21 protein-coding genes are annotated in these 19,932 nt (G+C 34.0%); 12 read left to right on the top strand and 9 right to left on the bottom strand.

Features of this window, described 5'->3' with window-relative positions:
* Positions 1-3 precede the first annotated feature (3 nt).
* From ABD792_RS13780 to ABD792_RS13790, 3 genes are read left to right on the top strand one after another with little or no spacing between them, the layout of a single operon-like run.
* Positions 4-1,227 (top strand): DUF4350 domain-containing protein, encoded by a 1,224-nt coding sequence (locus tag ABD792_RS13780; RefSeq protein WP_345006832.1) that lies wholly within the window; start codon positions 4-6, stop codon positions 1,225-1,227.
* Complete coding sequence (locus ABD792_RS13785; RefSeq protein WP_345006833.1) at positions 1,209-2,192, top strand: AAA family ATPase; 984 nt, start codon at positions 1,209-1,211, stop codon at positions 2,190-2,192. Before ABD792_RS13780 ends, ABD792_RS13785 begins: the two co-directional genes overlap by 19 nt.
* A gap of 35 nt (positions 2,193-2,227) precedes the next feature.
* Positions 2,228-3,559, top strand: coding sequence for a DUF58 domain-containing protein (locus ABD792_RS13790; protein ID WP_345006835.1), 1,332 nt, complete (start codon positions 2,228-2,230; stop codon positions 3,557-3,559).
* A 58-nt stretch (positions 3,560-3,617) separates the two neighbouring features.
* Here ABD792_RS13790 and ABD792_RS13795 read toward each other — a convergent pair whose 3' ends face one another.
* A complete protein-coding gene (locus tag ABD792_RS13795) occupies positions 3,618-4,097 on the bottom strand; it encodes a Dps family protein (protein ID WP_345006836.1) in 480 nt (159 codons plus the stop codon).
* A 104-nt stretch (positions 4,098-4,201) separates the two neighbouring features.
* On the opposite strand from ABD792_RS13795, the gene ABD792_RS13800 reads away from it, so the two are divergent.
* Positions 4,202-5,143 carry a hydrogen peroxide-inducible genes activator gene (locus ABD792_RS13800; RefSeq protein ID WP_345006837.1) on the top strand — a complete coding sequence of 314 codons (942 nt, stop codon included), beginning with the start codon at positions 4,202-4,204 and terminating at the stop codon, positions 5,141-5,143.
* Positions 5,144-5,178: 35 nt separating this feature from the next.
* Here the strand turns inward: ABD792_RS13800 and ABD792_RS13805 are convergent, their stop codons facing one another.
* From ABD792_RS13805 to ABD792_RS13815, 3 genes are all read right to left on the bottom strand, one after another.
* Complete coding sequence (locus ABD792_RS13805) at positions 5,179-5,376, bottom strand: hypothetical protein (RefSeq protein ID WP_345006838.1); 198 nt, start codon at positions 5,374-5,376, stop codon at positions 5,179-5,181.
* A gap of 125 nt (positions 5,377-5,501) precedes the next feature.
* Positions 5,502-6,302: a TIGR00266 family protein gene (locus ABD792_RS13810; RefSeq protein ID WP_345006839.1), complete on the bottom strand. Its 801-nt coding sequence runs from the start codon at positions 6,300-6,302 to the stop codon at positions 5,502-5,504.
* A gap of 67 nt (positions 6,303-6,369) precedes the next feature.
* Positions 6,370-6,825 (bottom strand): DUF4442 domain-containing protein, encoded by a 456-nt coding sequence (locus ABD792_RS13815; RefSeq protein ID WP_345006840.1) that lies wholly within the window; start codon positions 6,823-6,825, stop codon positions 6,370-6,372.
* Between the two features lie 144 nt (positions 6,826-6,969).
* Between ABD792_RS13815 and ABD792_RS13820 the strand changes: the two genes are divergently transcribed.
* The 4 genes from ABD792_RS13820 to ABD792_RS13835 all read left to right on the top strand — a co-directional run bounded on the left by ABD792_RS13820 (position 6,970) and on the right by ABD792_RS13835 (position 10,541).
* Positions 6,970-7,416 (top strand): DUF4870 domain-containing protein, encoded by a 447-nt coding sequence (locus tag ABD792_RS13820; RefSeq protein ID WP_345006841.1) that lies wholly within the window; start codon positions 6,970-6,972, stop codon positions 7,414-7,416.
* Between the two features lie 93 nt (positions 7,417-7,509).
* Positions 7,510-7,854 carry a PadR family transcriptional regulator gene (locus ABD792_RS13825; RefSeq protein ID WP_345006842.1) on the top strand — a complete coding sequence of 115 codons (345 nt, stop codon included), beginning with the start codon at positions 7,510-7,512 and terminating at the stop codon, positions 7,852-7,854.
* Entirely contained in the window at positions 7,847-9,688 is a 1,842-nt protein-coding gene (locus ABD792_RS13830) for a PspC domain-containing protein (RefSeq protein WP_345006843.1), read from the top strand. The genes ABD792_RS13825 and ABD792_RS13830 overlap by 8 nt, the downstream gene beginning before the upstream one ends.
* Before the next feature lie 124 nt (positions 9,689-9,812).
* The gene (locus ABD792_RS13835) at positions 9,813-10,541 is read left to right on the top strand and encodes a head GIN domain-containing protein (RefSeq protein WP_345006845.1); all 729 of its coding nucleotides are present in this window, start codon (positions 9,813-9,815) and stop codon (positions 10,539-10,541) included.
* Between the two features lie 93 nt (positions 10,542-10,634).
* Here the strand turns inward: ABD792_RS13835 and ABD792_RS13840 are convergent, their stop codons facing one another.
* Positions 10,635-11,210 (bottom strand): T9SS type A sorting domain-containing protein, encoded by a 576-nt coding sequence (locus ABD792_RS13840; RefSeq protein WP_345006846.1) that lies wholly within the window; start codon positions 11,208-11,210, stop codon positions 10,635-10,637.
* 205 nt (positions 11,211-11,415) lie between these two features.
* On the opposite strand from ABD792_RS13840, the gene ABD792_RS13845 reads away from it, so the two are divergent.
* Entirely contained in the window at positions 11,416-12,990 is a 1,575-nt protein-coding gene (locus ABD792_RS13845; protein ID WP_345006930.1) for an ABC transporter substrate-binding protein, read from the top strand.
* Here ABD792_RS13845 and ABD792_RS13850 read toward each other — a convergent pair.
* The 4 genes from ABD792_RS13850 to ABD792_RS13865 all read right to left on the bottom strand — a co-directional run bounded on the left by ABD792_RS13850 (position 12,977) and on the right by ABD792_RS13865 (position 16,428).
* Positions 12,977-13,675: a lysoplasmalogenase family protein gene (locus ABD792_RS13850; RefSeq protein WP_345006847.1), complete on the bottom strand. Its 699-nt coding sequence runs from the start codon at positions 13,673-13,675 to the stop codon at positions 12,977-12,979. The two genes, ABD792_RS13845 and ABD792_RS13850, sit on opposite strands and share 14 nt — an antisense overlap.
* 192 nt (positions 13,676-13,867) lie before the next feature.
* Positions 13,868-14,779: a TolB family protein gene (locus tag ABD792_RS13855; protein WP_345006848.1), complete on the bottom strand. Its 912-nt coding sequence runs from the start codon at positions 14,777-14,779 to the stop codon at positions 13,868-13,870.
* A 66-nt stretch (positions 14,780-14,845) separates the two neighbouring features.
* A complete protein-coding gene (locus ABD792_RS13860; protein ID WP_345006850.1) occupies positions 14,846-16,021 on the bottom strand; it encodes a GlmU family protein in 1,176 nt (391 codons plus the stop codon).
* Between the two features lie 155 nt (positions 16,022-16,176).
* A complete protein-coding gene (locus ABD792_RS13865; RefSeq protein WP_199114408.1) occupies positions 16,177-16,428 on the bottom strand; it encodes a type B 50S ribosomal protein L31 in 252 nt (83 codons plus the stop codon).
* Positions 16,429-16,585: 157 nt separating this feature from the next.
* Between ABD792_RS13865 and ABD792_RS13870 the strand changes: the two genes are divergently transcribed.
* The 3 genes from ABD792_RS13870 to ABD792_RS13880 all read left to right on the top strand — a co-directional run bounded on the left by ABD792_RS13870 (position 16,586) and on the right by ABD792_RS13880 (position 19,923).
* Positions 16,586-17,116, top strand: coding sequence for a DUF4199 domain-containing protein (locus ABD792_RS13870; protein WP_345006851.1), 531 nt, complete (start codon positions 16,586-16,588; stop codon positions 17,114-17,116).
* Between the two features lie 46 nt (positions 17,117-17,162).
* Entirely contained in the window at positions 17,163-18,110 is a 948-nt protein-coding gene (locus tag ABD792_RS13875) for a glycosyltransferase family 2 protein (RefSeq protein WP_345006852.1), read from the top strand.
* 82 nt (positions 18,111-18,192) lie between these two features.
* A complete protein-coding gene (locus ABD792_RS13880) occupies positions 18,193-19,923 on the top strand; it encodes a phospho-sugar mutase (RefSeq protein WP_345006854.1) in 1,731 nt (576 codons plus the stop codon).
* The last annotated feature ends 9 nt before the right edge of the window (positions 19,924-19,932 follow it).

Genomic DNA, 19,932 nt, shown 5'->3' on the forward strand with positions numbered 1-19,932 from the left:
GCATTGGACAAGAAGGGTAAAATATACATCGTACTCACCATAATCGCTTTATTAAGTATTGTGGTATTTGAAAGCACAAAGCCTCAGGCATTAAATTGGTATCCTAGCTACACCAAACATCATAAAATTCCGTTTGGCACTTTTATTTTGCACGAGCAATTAGAACGTTTGTTTTCCAAAAATAACATAGTAGATGTAGATCGTCCACCTTACGAATACTTAAACTCTAATGATTCCATTACCGGAACTTACCTCTTTATTAACAACCGTATTACTTTCGATAAAGCTGAGCTTGACCAATTATTAGATTGGACAGCCAGGGGAAATACACTTTTTATCGCTTCAGAATCTATCAATAAAACCTTATTAGATACTATTAATGCCGATAATGCCGTAATAAGTAATTTGAATAATTTTGACAATGTCTACCGGTTTAAACTTAAAAATAACATTTTAATAAAAAATGATTCATATACTTTCGATAAGGCTGACATTATTAGTTATTTTAATAAAATTGACACCTTAAATACATCTATAATAAGTGTAGTAGATAGTAAGAATTCACAAAATACCAAAGAACATATTAATACAATAAAACATCCTTTTGGAAACGGACATATTATTTTAAGTACGTTACCACAAGCATTTACCAACTATTTTTTACTTACAAATCCAAACCAAAATTACACTGCTGGCCTACTATCTTATATCCCGCATGCCCAATCCATTTATGTAGACGCTTATTACAAATCGGGAAAAACATTTTATAGTTCCCCTATGCACGTTTTCTTAAATGCTAAGGAACTAAAATGGGCTTATTACATAATGCTTGTTAGTGTTTTAGTATATATTGTTTTTGAAGGCAAACGTAAACAACGTGCCATTCCTATTATTAAACCTTTAAAAAATCAAACGCTGGATTTTACAAGAACCATAGCTAATATGTATTATGAAAAGCAAAATCATTATGAGATAGCGCAGCATAAAATTCAGTTGTTTTTAGACTATATTCGTACACAACTGTATTTAGATACCAACGTTGTTGACGCTTCTTTTATAAAAAAGCTGGCAAACAGAACCAACAATAGCGTAAAAGACACACAGCAACTTTTTAACAACATCGAAAAAATTAACAATAAAACAACACTAACCAAAAGCGAATTAGAAGCCCTCAATACACTCATTGAATCATTTAAATCCAATAACTCATGGAAGAAGACATTTTAGATTTTAACAATAGAATTCATTTGGAAGACCTAAAGCTTACAACCGAAGCTATTAAAGCCGAATTAAGCAAAATAATTGTTGGTCAGGAACAATTTGTTGAGTTACTTATTGTAGCACTTTTAGCAGATGGACATGTGCTTATTGAAGGCGTACCTGGAATTGCAAAAACTATTACAGCTAAACTATTTTCCAGAGTATTAAAGACCGATTTTAGTCGTATACAATTTACTCCAGATCTTATGCCTAGTGATATCTTGGGCACTTCGGTTTTAAATATGAAAACCTCTGATTTCGAATTCAAAAAAGGCCCTATTTTTTCAAATATCATTCTAATTGATGAAATAAACAGAGCACCCGCCAAAACGCAGGCTGCCTTATTTGAAACTATGGAAGAACGCCAAGCTACCATTGACGGTATTACCTATGAATTTGAATCGCCCTTTATGGTTCTGGCCACTCAAAACCCTATAGAACAAGAAGGCACGTACGCTTTGCCCGAGGCCCAACTTGATCGTTTTATATTTAAGATTAAGGTTGACTACCCCGCTTTGGAAGATGAAATAAAAATTATTGAAACCCACCATAAACGAAAAGGAGAAGCACCACAATCCTATATCAATCCGTTACTGAGCCCTGAAAACCTTAGTGATTACCGTAGTAAAGTACAGGACATTACTGTTGAAGAAAAAATCATCAAATACATAGCGGAAATCGTTTCAAAAACAAGAAACCATCCTCATTTATATCTAGGGGCTTCGCCCAGAGCCTCGATAGCTATTTTAAATGCCGCTAAGGCTTTCGCTGCTATTAACGGACGGGACTTTGTAATTCCTGAAGATGTAAAAAAAGCATTATACCCAGTACTAAACCACCGCCTTATTTTAACTCCAGAACGGGAAATGGAGGGCATGAATACTGCTACGGTTATTAACATGGTAGTGCAATCGGTGGAAGTACCAAGATAATGAATAAAAACACCACCTAACAGACCTCATTAAAAATGAAGTTTATAAAATCATTATACATAAACAAAGGATTCTATTCTTATATGGCAACCATATCGGCATGTTTTTTACTGTCGTACTGGATACCTTTGTTATATTCATTTGCATGGATATGCATTCTCATTATCTTCATGCTATGCTGTGCCGATTTAATACTTCTTTACAAGTCTAAATATACCATAGATGCAAGGCGTTTACTGCCCGACAAGCTTTCTAACAGTGATAATAACCCTGTTCCCATAACCATAACAAACAACTATCCGTTTCGGGTAGTGTTGGATGTAATTGACGAGCTACCCGTTCAATTCCAAAAACGTGATTTTTTATATACGACCACTTTAAAACCAAATGAAATACATGATTTTAGTTATGAGGTTAGGCCAGTTGAACGCGGTGAATATTTTTTTGGGCATCTAAATATTTTTGTTTCTACCAAGATCAAAATCATAAAACGCAAATACCAATTTCAAAATAAGCAAATGGTTGCTGTATACCCTTCGTTTATTCAAATGCAGAAATACGATTTTCTGGCCATTGGAAACCATTTAACCGAATTGGGTGTTAAGAAAATTCGCAGAATAGGACATACATCCGAATTTGAGCAAATAAAGGATTATGTTCTGGGTGATGATTTTAGAACCATAAATTGGAAGGCTACGGCCAAAACCGGTCATTTAATGGTTAACCAATACCAAGATGAAAAATCGCAACCTATTTATTCCATTATTGACACAGGACGTGTTATGAAAATGCCCTTTAACGGTTTAAAGTTATTGGACTATGCCATCAATGCATCCCTTGCTTTTAGTAATGTGGGCTTAAAGAAGCACGATAAGGTTGGCTTAATAACATTTTCAAAATCAATTGAAAGTCTCATACCCGCAACCCAAAAGCTAAGTCAATTAAATATCATTTTGGAACGTTTGTATAACATTTCTACCCAATTTCATGATAGTGATTACAACTTATTATACGGCCAATTAAAAAGAAAGGTAACGCACCGAAGCTTACTACTTCTTTACACCAATTTTGAGCATATTAGCGCCCTAAAGAGACAACTTCCATATTTACAGGCTATTTCTAAAAAGCATATGTTGGTTATTATTTTCTTTGAAAACACAGAGTTAGACAAGCTTATAAATACAAATGCTGAAGACTTACAGAGTATATATCACCAAACGATCGCAGAAAAATTTGCATTCGAAAAGCGTTTAATGGTAAAAGAACTTAAAAATTATGGCATCCAAAGTATTATTACCGCTCCCGAAAACCTCACGATTAATGTTATTAATAAATACCTCGAAATAAAATCAAGAGGCATATTATAACCAAAAAGGCCTTTAAACCTAGATTTAAAGACCTTTTTTCGTTGCTATTAACCAACCTTTACACTGTTTCGCCCAACCAAGCTTTCATCATCCAAACAGTTTTTTCCTGTTCGGTTATAAAATCACTCATCATTGCATTGGTTCCTTCGTCGTTTGCATCTCCAGATTTATCCAAAATCACTCTTTCTATCTTTAATAATTCTGTTAACGAATCCACAATCAACCTTACAGCCTTTTCATCTTGCGAAATTTCTTTTCCAACGGGTACTTGCCCCTTTTCAATATAATCTTCAAAAGTATGTAAAGGTGTTAGTCCTAATGTTAAAATACGCTCGGCTATTTCATCAACCTTCATATTGGCATCAGTATACAATTCTTCAAACTTTACGTGCAAATCAAAGAACCGTTTCCCTTTAATGTTCCAATGAATACCTCTTAAATTCTGATAATATATTTGAAAATTTGCTAAAAGATGATTTAAGTCGTTAGCCAATTCTTTTGCTTTTTGGGCATCTAAGCCAATACTATTTAATGTCATATTACAATTGTTTTTATTTCTTACAAATTTAATTTATAATTAGCGGCTTAAACTATAAGTTTTATTGATAGTTTTTATATTTTTATAGCCTAAATTGATGACACATGACAATCACACAGTTATATTATGTTTTGGCAGTAGCAGAAAATAAAAATTTCACAAAGGCAGCCGAAAAATGTTTTGTTACACAACCTACTTTAAGTATGCAAATTCAAAAGCTTGAAGAACAATTGGACGTCCAAATTTTTGATAGAACCAAAAAACCCATAGAACTTACGGATGTAGGTAAAAAGATTGTAACACAAGCCAGAAATATTGTTAACGAATCGTACAGAATACAAGATATCGTTGACCAACAAAAAGGTTTTATAGGAGGCGAGTTTAAACTAGGAATCATTCCTACTGTTATGCCTACTCTACTGCCTATGTTTTTGAAGACCTTCATAAAGAAGCATCCTAAAGTAAAATTAAAAATAGAAGAACTGACAACTGAAGAGATTATTTCCAGAATTAAGGAAGGGCATCTCGATGCTGCTATTGCTGCAACACCTCTTGAAGATGAAAATATAAAAGAGCGCGTACTCTACTACGAACCTTTTGTTTGTTACATCCCCAAAAACCATAGACTTTACTCAAATAACAAAATAAATGTTTCCGATTTGGATATTAACGATATGCTACTTTTAGAAGATGGTCATTGCTTTAGGGATGGTGTCATTAATCTGTGCAAAGCTCTTAAGAACAATACCGATGAAACATTTCAACTGGAAAGTGGCAGTATAGAAACACTTATAAAATTATCTAATGAAGGTTTAGGCATGACCTTATTACCTTTTTTGCATACATTGGATATTAATGAAAATGAGAAAGAGAGCTTACATTACTTTAATGAACCCAGCCCTGCCAGGGAAGTCAGCATTATTTATCACAAAAGCGAATTAAAAATGCAGATTATTGAAGCTCTGCAAGATATTATATCTGGCATTATTAGAGGGGCTATAGCCTTTCAAAACGTTAATATAATTAGTCCATTAACTAAAAAATAAAAAGAGCGACCGAATATTGGTCGCTCTTTTTATTATTAGGTTTTTAAATAAATCAAACATTGATTTAATTCTGGGTTTTGCTGTACTAGAGAATGAATGAACCCTTTTAATTCTTCAATCTCATAAGGCAACAAACGTTCTAATGCCTTTTGTACTTCTCTGCAAAACAAGTTAGCATCAAAACTTACTTTTTTAAGTACAGTCTTTGTATACTCAAGCATTGCTCTTGCCATAATGTTATGTTAAGGTTTTGGTTAAAGTAGATTTGTTTTATAGGCTTATGTAGTTTTAATATTGAACATCTAAATTTAGTAAAAAAATAAATGCTCAATACAAAATATACTAAATTTTAACATTTTTAAAACCTATTATCACCATCCAACAGATCTCCTAAACCTCCTAGTATACTCCCTTCTCCCTTGTCTTTACCACCTGCTCTTGGGGCAGACGCCAAGACGCGACCAGCTAAACGGCTAAAAGGTAATGATTGGACATAAACGGTTCCCGGACCTTGTAATTTTGCAAAAAATAATCCCTCGCCACCAAAAATGGTATTTTTAATACCTCCAACAAACTCTATATCATAATCTACATCTTGGGTAAACCCAACTATACACCCTGTGTCTACACGTAACACTTCTCCTGCCAAAAGTTCTTTCTTAGCCATAGTGCCCCCTGCATGCACAAACGCCATACCATCACCTTCCAATTTTTGCATAATAAACCCTTCTCCTCCAAAAAGGCCTCGACCTAATCTTTTAGAAAACTCAATACCAACACTAACCCCCTTAGCTGCACAGAGAAAGGCATCTTTCTGACAAATAAACTTACCTCCAAACGCACCTAAATCTATTGGTAAAATTTTACCAGGGTATGGGGACGCAAACGATACGCTACGTTTTCCAACCAAATTATTGTAAAAAGCAGTCATAAATAAACTTTCTCCTGTTAGAATACGCTTACCAGCACCCCATATTTTTCCCAAAAACCCCGAGTCTTTTTGTGAGCCATCCCCAAAAATGGTTTCCATTTTAATACCATCATCCATCATCATAAAACTTCCAGCCTCTGCAATAACACCTTCTTGTGGATCCAGTTCTATTTCTACATACTGCATTTCTTCACCATAAATGCTATAATCTATTTCGTGTGCTGTCATTTCAATATAAGTTTAATCGTTAATTCGGCTATATGTTGTCTCAAACATTTATTTGTTACAGGTATAATTAACTTTTTAGTTTTATTGACCATTCAAAATTGAAAGTAGATACAATATCTCCAGTTTTATCCTTTCCTACGGACTGCATCCAAACTGTTTGCCCTTCTCCAGTAGTAATAGCCTTCTCTACAACTTTATCTATTAACATACCATCCTTACACTCAAATGTAATGATACCTGTAGCCTTTTTTGTAAATGTTGCATTATTGCTGGTTACTAACATGGACACCCGCCTACCTGATGCTTTAATCTTTAACATCATTAATGCTCCAGTAGCAAATTCTGCTGCCATACCCTGCACTGCCCAAAACATAGATTTAAAAGGATTTTGATTGATCCATCGATGCCTCACAATGATAATACTCTTATCACCATCTATATATTTGGTGCGAACGCCACAAAGATATGCCGACGGTAACTTAAAGAGTGTAAAGATGTTAAGTTTCCTTGGTGTTATATTCATAACATTACTTTATTTTCTCTAAAGTATAGAAAATATTCTAAAACTAAATATGTTAAAAAAATGTTAATTTTAAGTACTATGCATAACATAATACCTTCTTTTAGACATATATTTGCATAAGAAACTATTATACGTTTTAAAATCATGCTTGACAATCATCAAAAAAACATCGCAACATTTATCCATTTATCGACCTTTTGCCGTTTTTTTATACCATTTGGAAACCTAATTGGCCCTTTTGTTTTATGGATAGCAAACAAGGACAAATCAGATTTTATAGATCAACATGGCAAACAAGTAATTAATTTTCAATTTAGCATCCTCTTATATGTCGTTATTTTGGGAATTTTAACCGTTCCGTTGTTCATTTTCAAACTCTTTCACATGATAGACTTTATTGACTTTAATGGTTTTCATAATTTTCATATAAACATTGGTAAGCCCTCCCCTCTCTTATATATAGGAGGTGCCCTTGGAGGTTTTATGATCGTTGCCTTTATTATTGAATTAGCTCTAATTATAAGAGCAAGCCTAAAAGCAAAAGAGGGAGAACTATATCACTATCCATTAACCATTGATTTTTTAAAATAATCTATATGTAACCTAATTAAAATAAATAAAATTTTCATCATCAATCATCAATCAAAAAATGAACAGTTTCATAATATTAAAAAGCTTTAGAACATGAAGATAGAAAACACAAAAGCACAAATGCGCAAAGGTGTTTTAGAATACTGTATACTTTCGGTCTTAAAAGATGACGACGCTTATGTTGCAGAAATTTTAGAAACACTAAAAGACGCTAAGTTACTTGTAGTAGAAGGTACAATTTACCCACTTCTTACAAGGCTTAAAAATGCAGGACTTTTAAATTACAGATGGGAAGAATCTACTTCTGGTCCTCCAAGAAAATATTATGGTTTGACCGAAACAGGCAAGCTCTTTTTAAACGAATTAAATACCACTTGGAACGAATTACAAAACGCAGTAAACATAGTAACAAGCCAAAAAAACAACAAAAATGAATAAAACAGTCAACATAAATTTAGCAGGTTTATTTTTTCATATCGATGAAGATGCCTACTTAAAGCTACAACGATATCTTGAGGCTATAAAACGTTCGTTTACAGATTCTCAAGGGCGATCAGAAATTATAGCTGATATTGAAGCTCGTATTGCAGAGCTTTTCAATGAACGCATACAAAATAACAAACAAGTTATACGAATTAAAGAGGTTGATGAAATCATTTCAATTATGGGGCAACCCGAAGACTATCTAGTTGATGATGAAATTTTTGAAGACGAACCACAACCTTCATATAAAAGCAAATCAAAAACGTCCAAAAAATTATTTAGGGACACCGACAATTCCTATATAGGAGGCGTTTCGTCTGGATTAGGTCACTATTTTGGTATCGATGCCATTTGGATTCGCTTAGCCTGGGTGATATTAATATTAGGAGCTGGAACTGGTATCTTATTATATATCCTACTCTGGATATTAGTACCTGAAGCGAAAACAACGGCAGAGAAATTAATGATGACTGGAGCCCCAGTTAACATTAGCAATATCGAGAAAAAAATAAAGGACGGATTCGAAAATGTTTCGGAGACTGTAACCGATGTTGCCAAAAATGTATCAGATTCAGTCGGCAATGCAGCCAAAAACGTATCTGATTCTGTTTCAAAAGCTACCAAAAATGTAGATTTTAAGAAGCAAACTAACTCCATAAAATCATCCTCAAAAACCTTTTTTGATGCCATAGGCGATATTTTTATGTTTTTCTTTAAAATCTTCGCCAAGTTCATAGGTATTTTCTTGATTTTCATTGGGGCTTCAACACTCATAGCATTAATAGTTGCATTAATCTCAGTTGGCGTTGGTGGTATTATCCCCGGCCTCGATCTAGTTGATGTTGTTAATGCAGGAAACACACCTGTATGGCTTGTGTCACTACTTGTTTTCTTTGCTATTGGGATTCCTTTCTTTTTTGTTTTTTACTTAGGCTTAAAAATACTTGTAAACAACTTAAAATCAATAGGAAGTATCGCTAAGTTCACCTTATTGGGAGTTTGGTTAATATCCATCATCGGATTAATAATTGTTGGCATACGACAAGCCAGTGAACATGCATACGACGAAAGCATAATTGAAAAACATGAACTAAACATTACAGCCGGAGATACTTTAAATCTAAAAATGGTGGGCTATGATGCCTTTCAGAGAAATATATTTAGAAATAACGGTAATTTTAAAGTTTTACATAATGATAACGGTGAAAAAAACATATACTCATCTGATATCATCATTCTTGTAAAATCAACCTCTGATTCTTTAGCTTCTTTAAGTATTGAAAAAAGTGCAGATGGCAGGAGTTACGAAAAGGCCAGAGAACGTGCACAAAACATTAACTATAACTATGAACTTAAAAATGGCAACTTGCTTCTGGATTCATACCTTACAACAGATCCTATAAATAAGTTTAGCGACCAAGAAATAGTACTTGTACTATACTTACCCGAAGGTACAATAGTTAACTGCCACGATAACACTAAGACATTCTTTTACTACAGTAATTATGATGGGACCATTATTACTTATAATGATGTAAATCACTATTTAAAAGTAAAGGAGGACAGTGTTGAATGCTTAGATTGTCCAGTTGAAGAGCCTAAAAAAGAAGTAAAAATAGATGTAGACGTGAAAGGCGAAGAAGGCTCCTTAAAGATCAACAATAAAGGTGTTGAAGTAAAAGTGGATAGTTCCAGTTTAAAAATAAACAATACGGGCGTAAACGCTAAAAATGAAGACATAAAAGTAAACATTGATTCCGATGGAATTGAAATAAAATCCGAAACCTAATTCTATCGTATGGCTGAGGTTACTTAATCACTAACCTAAAAACAAACTAAAAAATCATCAACTAATATCGGAATTCAACCATGAGACATGGATTTATTTCAGTATCAAAAAACGAACAGTTATTATGACAACTCTAGTAAAAATTATTGTATCTACCCTTTTAAGCATGAGCTTGTTTTCATGCAATTTTGACCTTAATTTCAACTCTGGTGTTTCTGGAAATGGAAACGTATCGACTGAAAAACGCACTTTAGATAAAGACTTTACTGCCATTAAAGCATCCGAAGGTTTACAAGTTTACCTAACACAAGATGACAATGTAGGGATAACGGTTGAAGCAGATGAAAACCTGCACGACCTTATCATAACCGAAGTTGTCGATGGAGCTTTACATATTCATTGTAAACAGAATATAGGCAGTGCCACTTCAAAAAAAGTAAAAGTAAACTTTACTAACGTTTCTAGCATCTCATCTACTAGTGGCTCCTCTGTTTTTGCCACCAATATTGTGAAATCCGAAGAGCTAACCATAAAAACCAGTAGTGGTAGCAATATGAAAATAGAGGTAAACACGTCTCATTTAAACTGTAAATCAACCAGTGGCAGTAGTCTTAAAATATCAGGAAAAACTAATAAGCTTATTGCTGAAGCAAATAGTGGTAGCACTGTAAAAGGGAAAAACCTTATTGCAATTTCCTGTCAGGTTAAAGCATCTAGCGGAGCTGATGTTTCTGTAAATACATCCAAAGAGTTAGTTGCAAAGGCTACTAGTGGTGGGAGCATTAAATATTATGGCAATCCTGAAAAAGTTGACAAAAACAACAGTGTATCTGGCGATATAAAGAAGTACTAAGCATCAGCCATTATTGTACCTGGCCTATACCTTTAAGCCGAAGATAAATTTCTTCGGCTTAACTTTTCTCAATAGCATGTAAACAAAAGGTACCTAAAGCTTAACTATCCTATGGTTTAGTATGCCGCTGTTGGTTTTAATCTTCAACGCATAAACTCCAGATCTAAAATGACCTATATGTAGTGTTTTGACATTGTTCGCCATAAATACTAACCTTCCAGATAAGGTATAGATTGCAACATGAATTACATGCTCAAGCGATTTTAAATCAATCGTCAACTTTCCATGAGTTGGATTGGGATACACTAAAGCTTTAGAAACAGGGGTTCTTTTAGAGGATAAGGTTTTTAAATTCCCATTCTTATCGTAGAAGCATTCAAATTCATCACCAAAATTCACAGTCATTTCAAAGCTGTCTGGAGGTGTTTGCCCAGAACGAATGGTGTATTGTAAATTACCTCCATTACAACTTAAAAAATCATAAATGATTTCATCATTGATCACGATAGTATCTGGCCAAGGTTCTAAACAACTATTATGTCCATTAGGCAAACCAAAAATTGGTGTAGAAGTGGTACTTCGTCCAGATACTTTAATAAAGGATGGGCAAATTTGAGCGTGCAAACACACACATAGCAGCATGAGAGTTGCTGACAAGTAAGTTTTCATTGATTTGAGAGATTTATGTAGTTAATAGCAATTATATAATAGGACACATAAGGCACCAACTGGTCACAAAAAATTTAATTTTAAATCTTTACCCCTTAAATTGTTTAATAAACCCTATTTTTGAAAAAAGGACAACAAAACGCTTAAATTGAACATAAAAACCTCTCGAAAAACCTACGCTTTACTTTCTAACAAAGTAGTTTATATGCTCCTTGCCCTCTCGATATTGTCATGCGACAATTCCAAAAACAAGTTATCCAACTCATCAGTTTTTAGATATAACGAGCATAAAAACATTGGCTCACTTGACCCAGCGTTTTCTAAAGACATAGCAGATATATGGGCCACAAACCAATTGTTCAATGGCCTGGTACAAATGGACGAAAATTTAAATGTACTACCTTGTATTGCCAAATCTTGGACAATATCTGAAGACGCACTCACCTATGCTTTTGTGCTCCGAGACGATGTATATTTTCATAAACACAAATTATTTGGAAGCGATTCGACCCGGACAGTAAAACCTGCCGACTTTGAATATAGCTTTAACAGATTGCGAGATAAACAGGTAGCCTCACCTGGAGGTTGGGTTTTAAACAAGGTCCATTCATTTAATGCCATAAACGACTCCGTCTTTAAAATCACACTTAAACAACCATTCCCTGCTTTTTTGGGGCTTCTAACCATGAAATACTGTTCGGTAGTACCTAAAGAAGTTGTTGAACACTACGGTAACGATTTTAGATCGCACCCAATTGGCACAGGTCCCTTTAAATTTAAACGATGGGAAGAAAATATTAAATTGGTTTTTAGAAAACATCACAATTATTTTGAAACGGATAGCAAAGGTATTCCTCTTCCTTATCTAGAGGCTATCGCAATAACTTTTTTACCCGATAAGCAAAGTGAGTTTTTGCAATTTACGCAAGGAAACATTGATTTTGTTTGTGCTCTGGACGCCTCCTACAAAGACGAAATATTAACTGCAGACGGCAACCTTCAGAAACGCTACAAAGATAATGTTAATATGACGCGTGGTCCGTATTTAAATACCGAATACCTAGCCTTTTATATGGATTCTGAAGTCCCTGAAATTCAATCTGAATTATTGAGAAAGGCCACAAACTATGGTTTTGATCGCAAAAAAATGATGATTTATTTACGTAATGGTGTAGGCATTCCTGCCAATGGTGGTTTTATACCCAAAGGCTTACCTGGGTATAATGCATCCATTGGTTTTACGTACCAACCTGAAAAAGCAAGGCAACTGGTGAAACAATTTAAAAATGAGACAGGGGATCCAACACCAAAAATTACCATTACCACTACAGGAAACTACTTAAGTTTTTCTGAATATATTCAACGTGAATTAGAAAAGATAGGTCTTCAGGTTGCAATTAATGTCATTCCCGGAGCTGCCTTAAAAGAAGCTAAAGCAAATGGAAAATTAGACCTCTTTAGAGCCAGTTGGGTAGCCGATTACCCAGATGCCGAAAATTATCTTTCCCTATACTACAGCAAGAACTTTGCTCCTAACGGCCCTAATTATACACATTTTAGAGATGAGCAGTTCGACAAACTCTACGAACAGGCTTTTACCGAAACCAATAATAAACATAGAGTATCTCTATATACTAAAATGGATTCTTTGGTAATGGCAAAAGCTCCTATCGTTCCTCTTTTTTATGATGAAGTTATTTATTTTACAAGAAAACAGTTAAATGGGCTAAAGCTAAACCCAACGTACGTTCTAGACTTAAAACAAGTTAAGAAAAACTGATTTTGTAACGACGTTCACTTACAATACCCAAAACTATGAAATACATAGCCGTACCATAAAGCATCATGATTAAAAAATCCTGAAACGGCAAATCTTGCTTAAAGGTTTTAACCGCCATAATACTTTCACTTATTATAAACGCTGTAACTCCTAATAGAACATACCAATAGCTTTTATTGTTAAACACGCCCTTTCTTAAATAAGCAAACTGAATCATTAATAATGATAAAAAAAAGCTCAACAGTGCTGGAACCAAAAATTCCTTAAGCTCGTTAAGAACTATACCAATAATAAAAACGGCATATGAAAACATAATAATCGAAAAGGGTACCAGTCTTAAAACATTAAAATCCTTTTTATGGGAAAACTTTAAGCAAAAAAATATTTTACCCAATGAGAAAAAGAACAAACTCAGTCCTAAAAAAATAATATTTGCAGCATTTATTATCAATAAATCACCTACCAAGAAAAAGCTTAATCCCAAAAACACCCACAAATGATACTTAATCCCTCTTCCTCTTTTGTTCACATTATAAAACATCAGTAGAAAAAGTATTACTAAGGGCTTTGAAATAAATCTATAAGGAAATACTGGACAGTTTAGTTTAACCCAAATATCCACAAAAAGAACTACAAAAAAGAGAAAAGTAAACCGTTTTTGGCTAGAAAATATGCTATTAATCATTATTGGAGCTATTAATCTAGTTAAAAATAGAAAAAAATATCTCAATTGCACATCTATTAGAGATGTTTTAGATGAAAAGCACTTTTTTTAAATCAATCCTGTCTTTAGTAAACAAATTCAAGCCCTGATTTAGCATTTATAAAGAAAAAGCCTTTATCTTAAAGATAAAGGCTAGAGACTGATAAGTCTCCACTATCGAGTAAAATAGTAAATATCATCATCTCCTGCTCCTCCGGCTCTTTTTGATGAAAAGCCCCCTCTATTATTTTGCTCATTCATAATTAAGGAAAAATCATCTTTATCACTATTTATAGGTTTTGGTAATTTTTCAGACGCTTCAAATGTTCCATCAATATTCATTTTACTTTTATAGATATCGAACCCACCATAACCATTAGGGCGGTTAGAAGCAAAGTATAAAGTATTATCTGAACTTAAAAACGGAAACATTTCACGGCTATACGAATTAACCGCTTTTCCTAAATTCTCGGGTTTACCAAAAGTATTGTTTTTTAAGATAGCAACTCTAAAGATATCCGATCCACCTTTGGTAGTTACCTTCCCTCCCCTAATATTCGCCGTAAAAAACAAAGTCTTACCATCAGAGCTAAAGGCAGGATGAGCATACGAATACTTAGGGTTGCAAAATGGCAAAACCTTAAAATTTGTCCATCCAACACCATCGACATACTCTCCTACCTCTAAATGAAAATTACTATCTTTAAATTCACCTTTAGGTCTATTACTATTGGTATATTGAGTTGCTATATATATTTGCTTCCCATTTGGTGAAAGTGTTGCACTGGTAATATTCAAAACACCGTGTTCACTATTAATTTTAACAGGAAGACTATTTTGAATCTCCCCAGAATCGGATAGCAAACCTTCATAAATAGTAAGTACAGGATTCCCACCTATTTTTTTTACTTTACCATTTTTTGATAAAAGAAAGGAAGTAAACATAATTTTGTTACTTCCCAGGTACATTAATCCAAAATGCGGATATTCATTATTTATCTTCGAATTTGTGACTGAATAGGATTGATCTTGAGAAAGTCCAAAAAATCCCGTAAAAAAAGTTAATAGGCAAAATAACTTTATCATAAAAAATAAGTTTTAAACAAATATAATAATTTGCAAAAACAACGCCTTCAACTTAGTCCTTCGATACTAATCTCTCCTATACTTAGCAGATAATTCAAAAACATGTTCTAAGATACGTGCATCTGTATCTGTAAATTCCAAACCTCGTCTCTCCATGACCACCCTAGCCACTTCAAAGGCTTTTTTAGTTAAAAAGGTCGTAAAACCACTCTTACCTCCCCAGCTAAAGCTTGGCACAAAATTTCTAGGAAAGCCACTTCCAAAAATATTAGCACTTACGCCAACAACCGTACCTGTATTAAACATGGTATTGATTCCGCATTTGCTATGATCTCCCATCATGAGTCCACAAAACTGCAGGCCAGTTCTAGCAAAACTTTCGGTATCATAATTCCACAACCTTACTTCGGCATAATTATTTTTTAAATTAGAACTGTTAGTATCGGCTCCAAGATTACACCATTCACCAACAACAGAGTTTCCTAAATAACCCTCGTGCCCTTTATTGGAATTCGCAAACATGACAATATTCTTAACTTCACCACCAACCCGGCAGTAAGGCCCAATAGTAGTGGGGCCGTATACCTTAGTTCCCATTTTTGTACCTGCACCTTCACATAAAGCAAAAGGCCCTCTAACTAGAGTCCCTTCCATAATTTCGGCATCCTTACCTATATATATAGGCCCTGTACTAGCATTCAAAGTCGCAAACTCGACCGTAGCTCCTGGTTCTATAAAAATATCTTCAGCATTAACAACATTGTTAGTGTCCGATATAGGTTGCGACTCCCTGTCCCTTGTTACAAGCTTAAAATCTTCCCTCAAAGCCATGTCATTTTTAGAAAACAAATCCCAGGTGTGCTCGATCTTTATAACATCTTTGTCAAATTCTAACGCCTCATAAGTATCTAGTTCAACTTCTTCTTGAGTGTTCTTGGTATAAAAAGCAATAACATCTTCATTCTTAAAGATAGCCTGATTTTCTTTTAATGATTTTATTAAGTCCACTAAATCTTGATTCGGCAAAAATGAAGCATTTATCATCACGTTAGTATCCAACTCTACCATAGGGTATTTCTCCGACAAATAAACTTCGGTAACTGTTGTGGTAGTATTACCCAAAAGGACTTCCCATTTTTCTCGAATAGTTAAAATACCAATTCGAAGATCGGCAACTGGTCTTGTATAGGTAAATGGCAGTAAATTGTTCCTTGAAGGGCCATCAAAAAGAATATAATTCATAAAGTTTAGTTTTTTTGCTTGCTATTATAGATATCTCTTTAAGAAATAACTATAGAAACTTAGTTAAATTTTGTGTTCGATAACATTAAATATATTCCATAAAAAAAGCCTTTCTAAATTTAGAAAGGCTTCTGTATTTATATCTAATAGCTAAATTATTTTTTGAATTTAGCATATTTTGTTTTGAATTTATCAATTCGTCCAGCAGTATCTACTAATTTAGATTTACCTGTATAGTAAGGATGCGACGTTCTTGAAATTTCCATTTTAACTAACGGATATTCAACACCATCTACTTCAATAGTTTCGTTAGTAACTGCCGTAGATTTTGTTAAAAAAACATCATCATTAGACATATCTTTGAATGCTACTATTCTATAATTTTCTGGATGTATACCTTTTCTCATCGCTAAACGCTTTTTATTCTTTATAATTTTGGAGCTGCAAATTTAAGTATTTTTTACAAATCCACAATACTTTTTAATATTTTTTATTTAAAGGCATTATGTAACGTTTTAGTATCTTTGAACACCTATTAGTGAACATTATCTTACATCAAATAAAATGGAAAAAACTTTAAAATCTATTGCCTCAAATTATGGCCTTTATTTAGGAGCCTTACTGGCATTGTTAACTGTTATTGCTTATGCCGTTAATTTAAACTTATTTGTTAACTTTTGGTTTGGACTATCTATTTACTTACTTATAATAGTAATAGGTATTATTGCTGTTGCAAAAGTAAAACAAAACTTTAATGGCTACGCTACATTTAAAGATGCTTTTACTGCCTATTTTATAACCATTTTAATAGGTTTGTCCATTAGCACAGCTGTTTCGTTCGTATTATTTAATTTTATTGACACAGAGGCAGCAGTAGTTTTAAAAGAAAAGTCTATCGATAAAATGGTATCTGTTTATGAAAATAACAATCTACCTCAGGATAAATTAGCCGAAATTGTAGAAAAAATGGAATCGGAAGACCTGTATTCCCTAAAGAACAACTTAACAGCATTAGCTATCAATTATTTGCTACCTCTAAGCATTATAGGATTGTTAGTTGCTGCCGCTATGAAAAAAACTAATCCAAATTCCTAAAAATAATTTCTTTACTTTTGATTATAGAAACACAGCAAATTTTTAAATGAATATATCAGTAGTCATACCACTACTCAACGAACAAGAGTCGTTAATAGAATTATACGATTGGATTGCAAAGGTTATGCAATCCAATCGTTTTTCTTATGAAATTATTTTTATTGATGATGGTAGTACAGATGGTTCTTGGCAAGTTATTACACAACTATCAAAACGTGATGACAATGTGAAAGGCATTCGTTTCTTAAAGAACTTTGGGAAATCGCAAGCACTGCACGCAGGTTTTGAAAAAGCTAAAGGCAAGGTTGTTGTAACCATGGATGCAGATCTACAAGACAATCCTGATGAAATCCCCGAACTTTACAATATGATTGTTAATGACGGGTTCGATTTAGTGTCTGGTTGGAAAAAGAAACGTTACGACTCGGTTATTGCTAAAAACTTACCCTCAAAATTGTTTAATTGGGCTGCCAGAAAAACCTCTGGAGTAAAACTGCATGATTTTAATTGCGGATTAAAAGCATACAAACAAGACGTTATTAAAAATATTGATGTTAATGGTGAAATGCACCGCTACATTCCCGTGCTTTCTAAAAATGCAGGTTTTACCAAAATAAGTGAAAAAGTAGTATTACACCAGGCCAGAAAATATGGTGAAACCAAGTTTGGTATGGATCGGTTTATTAATGGCTTCCTAGATTTAATTACTATTTGGTTTATCTCCCGTTTTGGTAAACGCCCCATGCATCTGTTTGGTGCCCTGGGAGTCCTTATGTTTATCATTGGGTTTGGTTTTTCTTTATACCTTGGTTTAGATAAAGTGTTTTTTAACCCCAGAGGACGACTTATCACTGAACGTCCGCAATTCTATTTGGCTTTATCGACCATGATTATTGGTACTCAATTTTTCGTAGCTGGTTTTTTAGGTGAAATTATTTTGCGATCAAGACAAGACAAAAAACGCTATTTGATTAAGGATAAATTAAATTTATAATCTTTTTACAGTAAATTAAGCCTTATTTAAATTTTAACAAATAGGTAATTGCTTATTTTTGTACTTTATATACAACAACACTATGATTTATATCGAACCAAAAATTTTAGACAGGATCAATACATGGCTAACCCCCGCTTTTGATGAAGAAACACAAGCATTTATAAAGGAGAGTATAGCGAACAACCCGAAAGATATTCAAGAAAGTTTTTACAAAGACTTGGAATTTGGAACTGGAGGCATGCGTGGTATTATGGGTGTTGGAACTAATAGGATTAACAAGTACACCCTTGGAAAGAGCACTCAGGGACTAAGCGATTATTTACATAAATCTTTTCCTAACGAGACTCCCAAAGCTGTTATAGCATACGATTGTAGGCACAATAGTAAAACTTTAGCAAAAGTTGTGGCCGATGTATTTTCGGCAAATAATATTGAAGTGTATTTATTTGAAGATTTACGTCCAACTCCTGAGCTATCTTTTGCTGTTAGACATTTAAATTGTCATTGTGGTATTGTTTTAACCGCTTCCCATAATCCGCCAGAATACAATGGCTATAAAGTATATTGGGAAGACGGTGGGCAACTCGTCCCTCCCCACGATGATGCCGTTATCCAAATGATTAACGATTTGGATTATAGTGATATCAAATTTAAAGCAAACAACGACCTGATCCACTATATCGGTAAAGATGTCGATGATGCCTTTATTGACACATCAGTAAGTAATGGTAGTTTTAACACACCAGAAGCAGCAAAAGATGACCTAAGTATTGTTTTTACTTCACTTCATGGTACTTCTATTACTGCAGTTCCCGAAACCTTAAAACGTGCTGGGTATAAAAATGTACACATTGTAAAAGAACAAGAAGTTCCTAACGGTGATTTTCCTACCGTAGCTTCTCCTAACCCTGAAGAACCAGCTGCTTTAAAAATGGCTTTGGAATTAGCCGAAAAAGTAAATGCAGACATCGTTATAGGTACAGATCCTGACTGTGATCGCTTGGGGATTGCCGTACGTAATTCCGAAAACAAGCTACAATTACTTAACGGTAACCAAACCATGTTAATGATGACCGATTTTCTTTTAAGGCAATGGCAAAATGAAGGAAAAATAAAAGGTGAAGAATTTATAGCATCTACTATAGTATCTACCCCTATGCTAAATAAATTGGCTAAAGACTATAAAGTAGAAAGTAAAATTGTATTAACCGGATTTAAATGGATTGCCAAATTAATTAAGGATTTCCCCGAGCTTAATTTTGTAGGTGGTGGAGAAGAAAGTTTTGGCTATATGGTAGGTGATTTTGTGCGTGATAAAGATGCCGTAACCTCTACCCTCTTAGCTTGTGAAATAGCTGCTCAAGCTAAGGCCAATGGTAGTTCGTTCTACGAAGACCTTATTGCATTATATACAAAATACGGTTTTTATAAAGAACATTTGGTTTCCTTAACCAAAAAAGGCATAGAAGGTGCTCAGGAAATAGCCCAAATGATGATCGATGCTCGTGAAAACCCTCTTACGGAAGTAAACGGTTCGAAAGTTGTTAAAATAGAAGACTACCAGTCATCGATAGCAAAGTATATGCTTACAGGTGAAGAACAAAATATTGATATTCCAAAATCGAATGTATTGATCTATTACACCGAAGACGGTACACAAGTGGCATTGCGCCCCAGTGGTACAGAGCCCAAAATAAAATTCTATATCAGCGTAAATACCCCTTTAACATCTGCCAATGCTTTTAAAGAAACAGAAACCCTACTGAATTCTAAAATAGACGCTATTTTAAAAGATATGAAGCTCAACTAATGGAAGATA

Source organism: Snuella lapsa (genome assembly GCF_039539345.1).
Classification (GTDB): Bacteria; Bacteroidota; Bacteroidia; order Flavobacteriales; family Flavobacteriaceae; genus Snuella; species Snuella lapsa.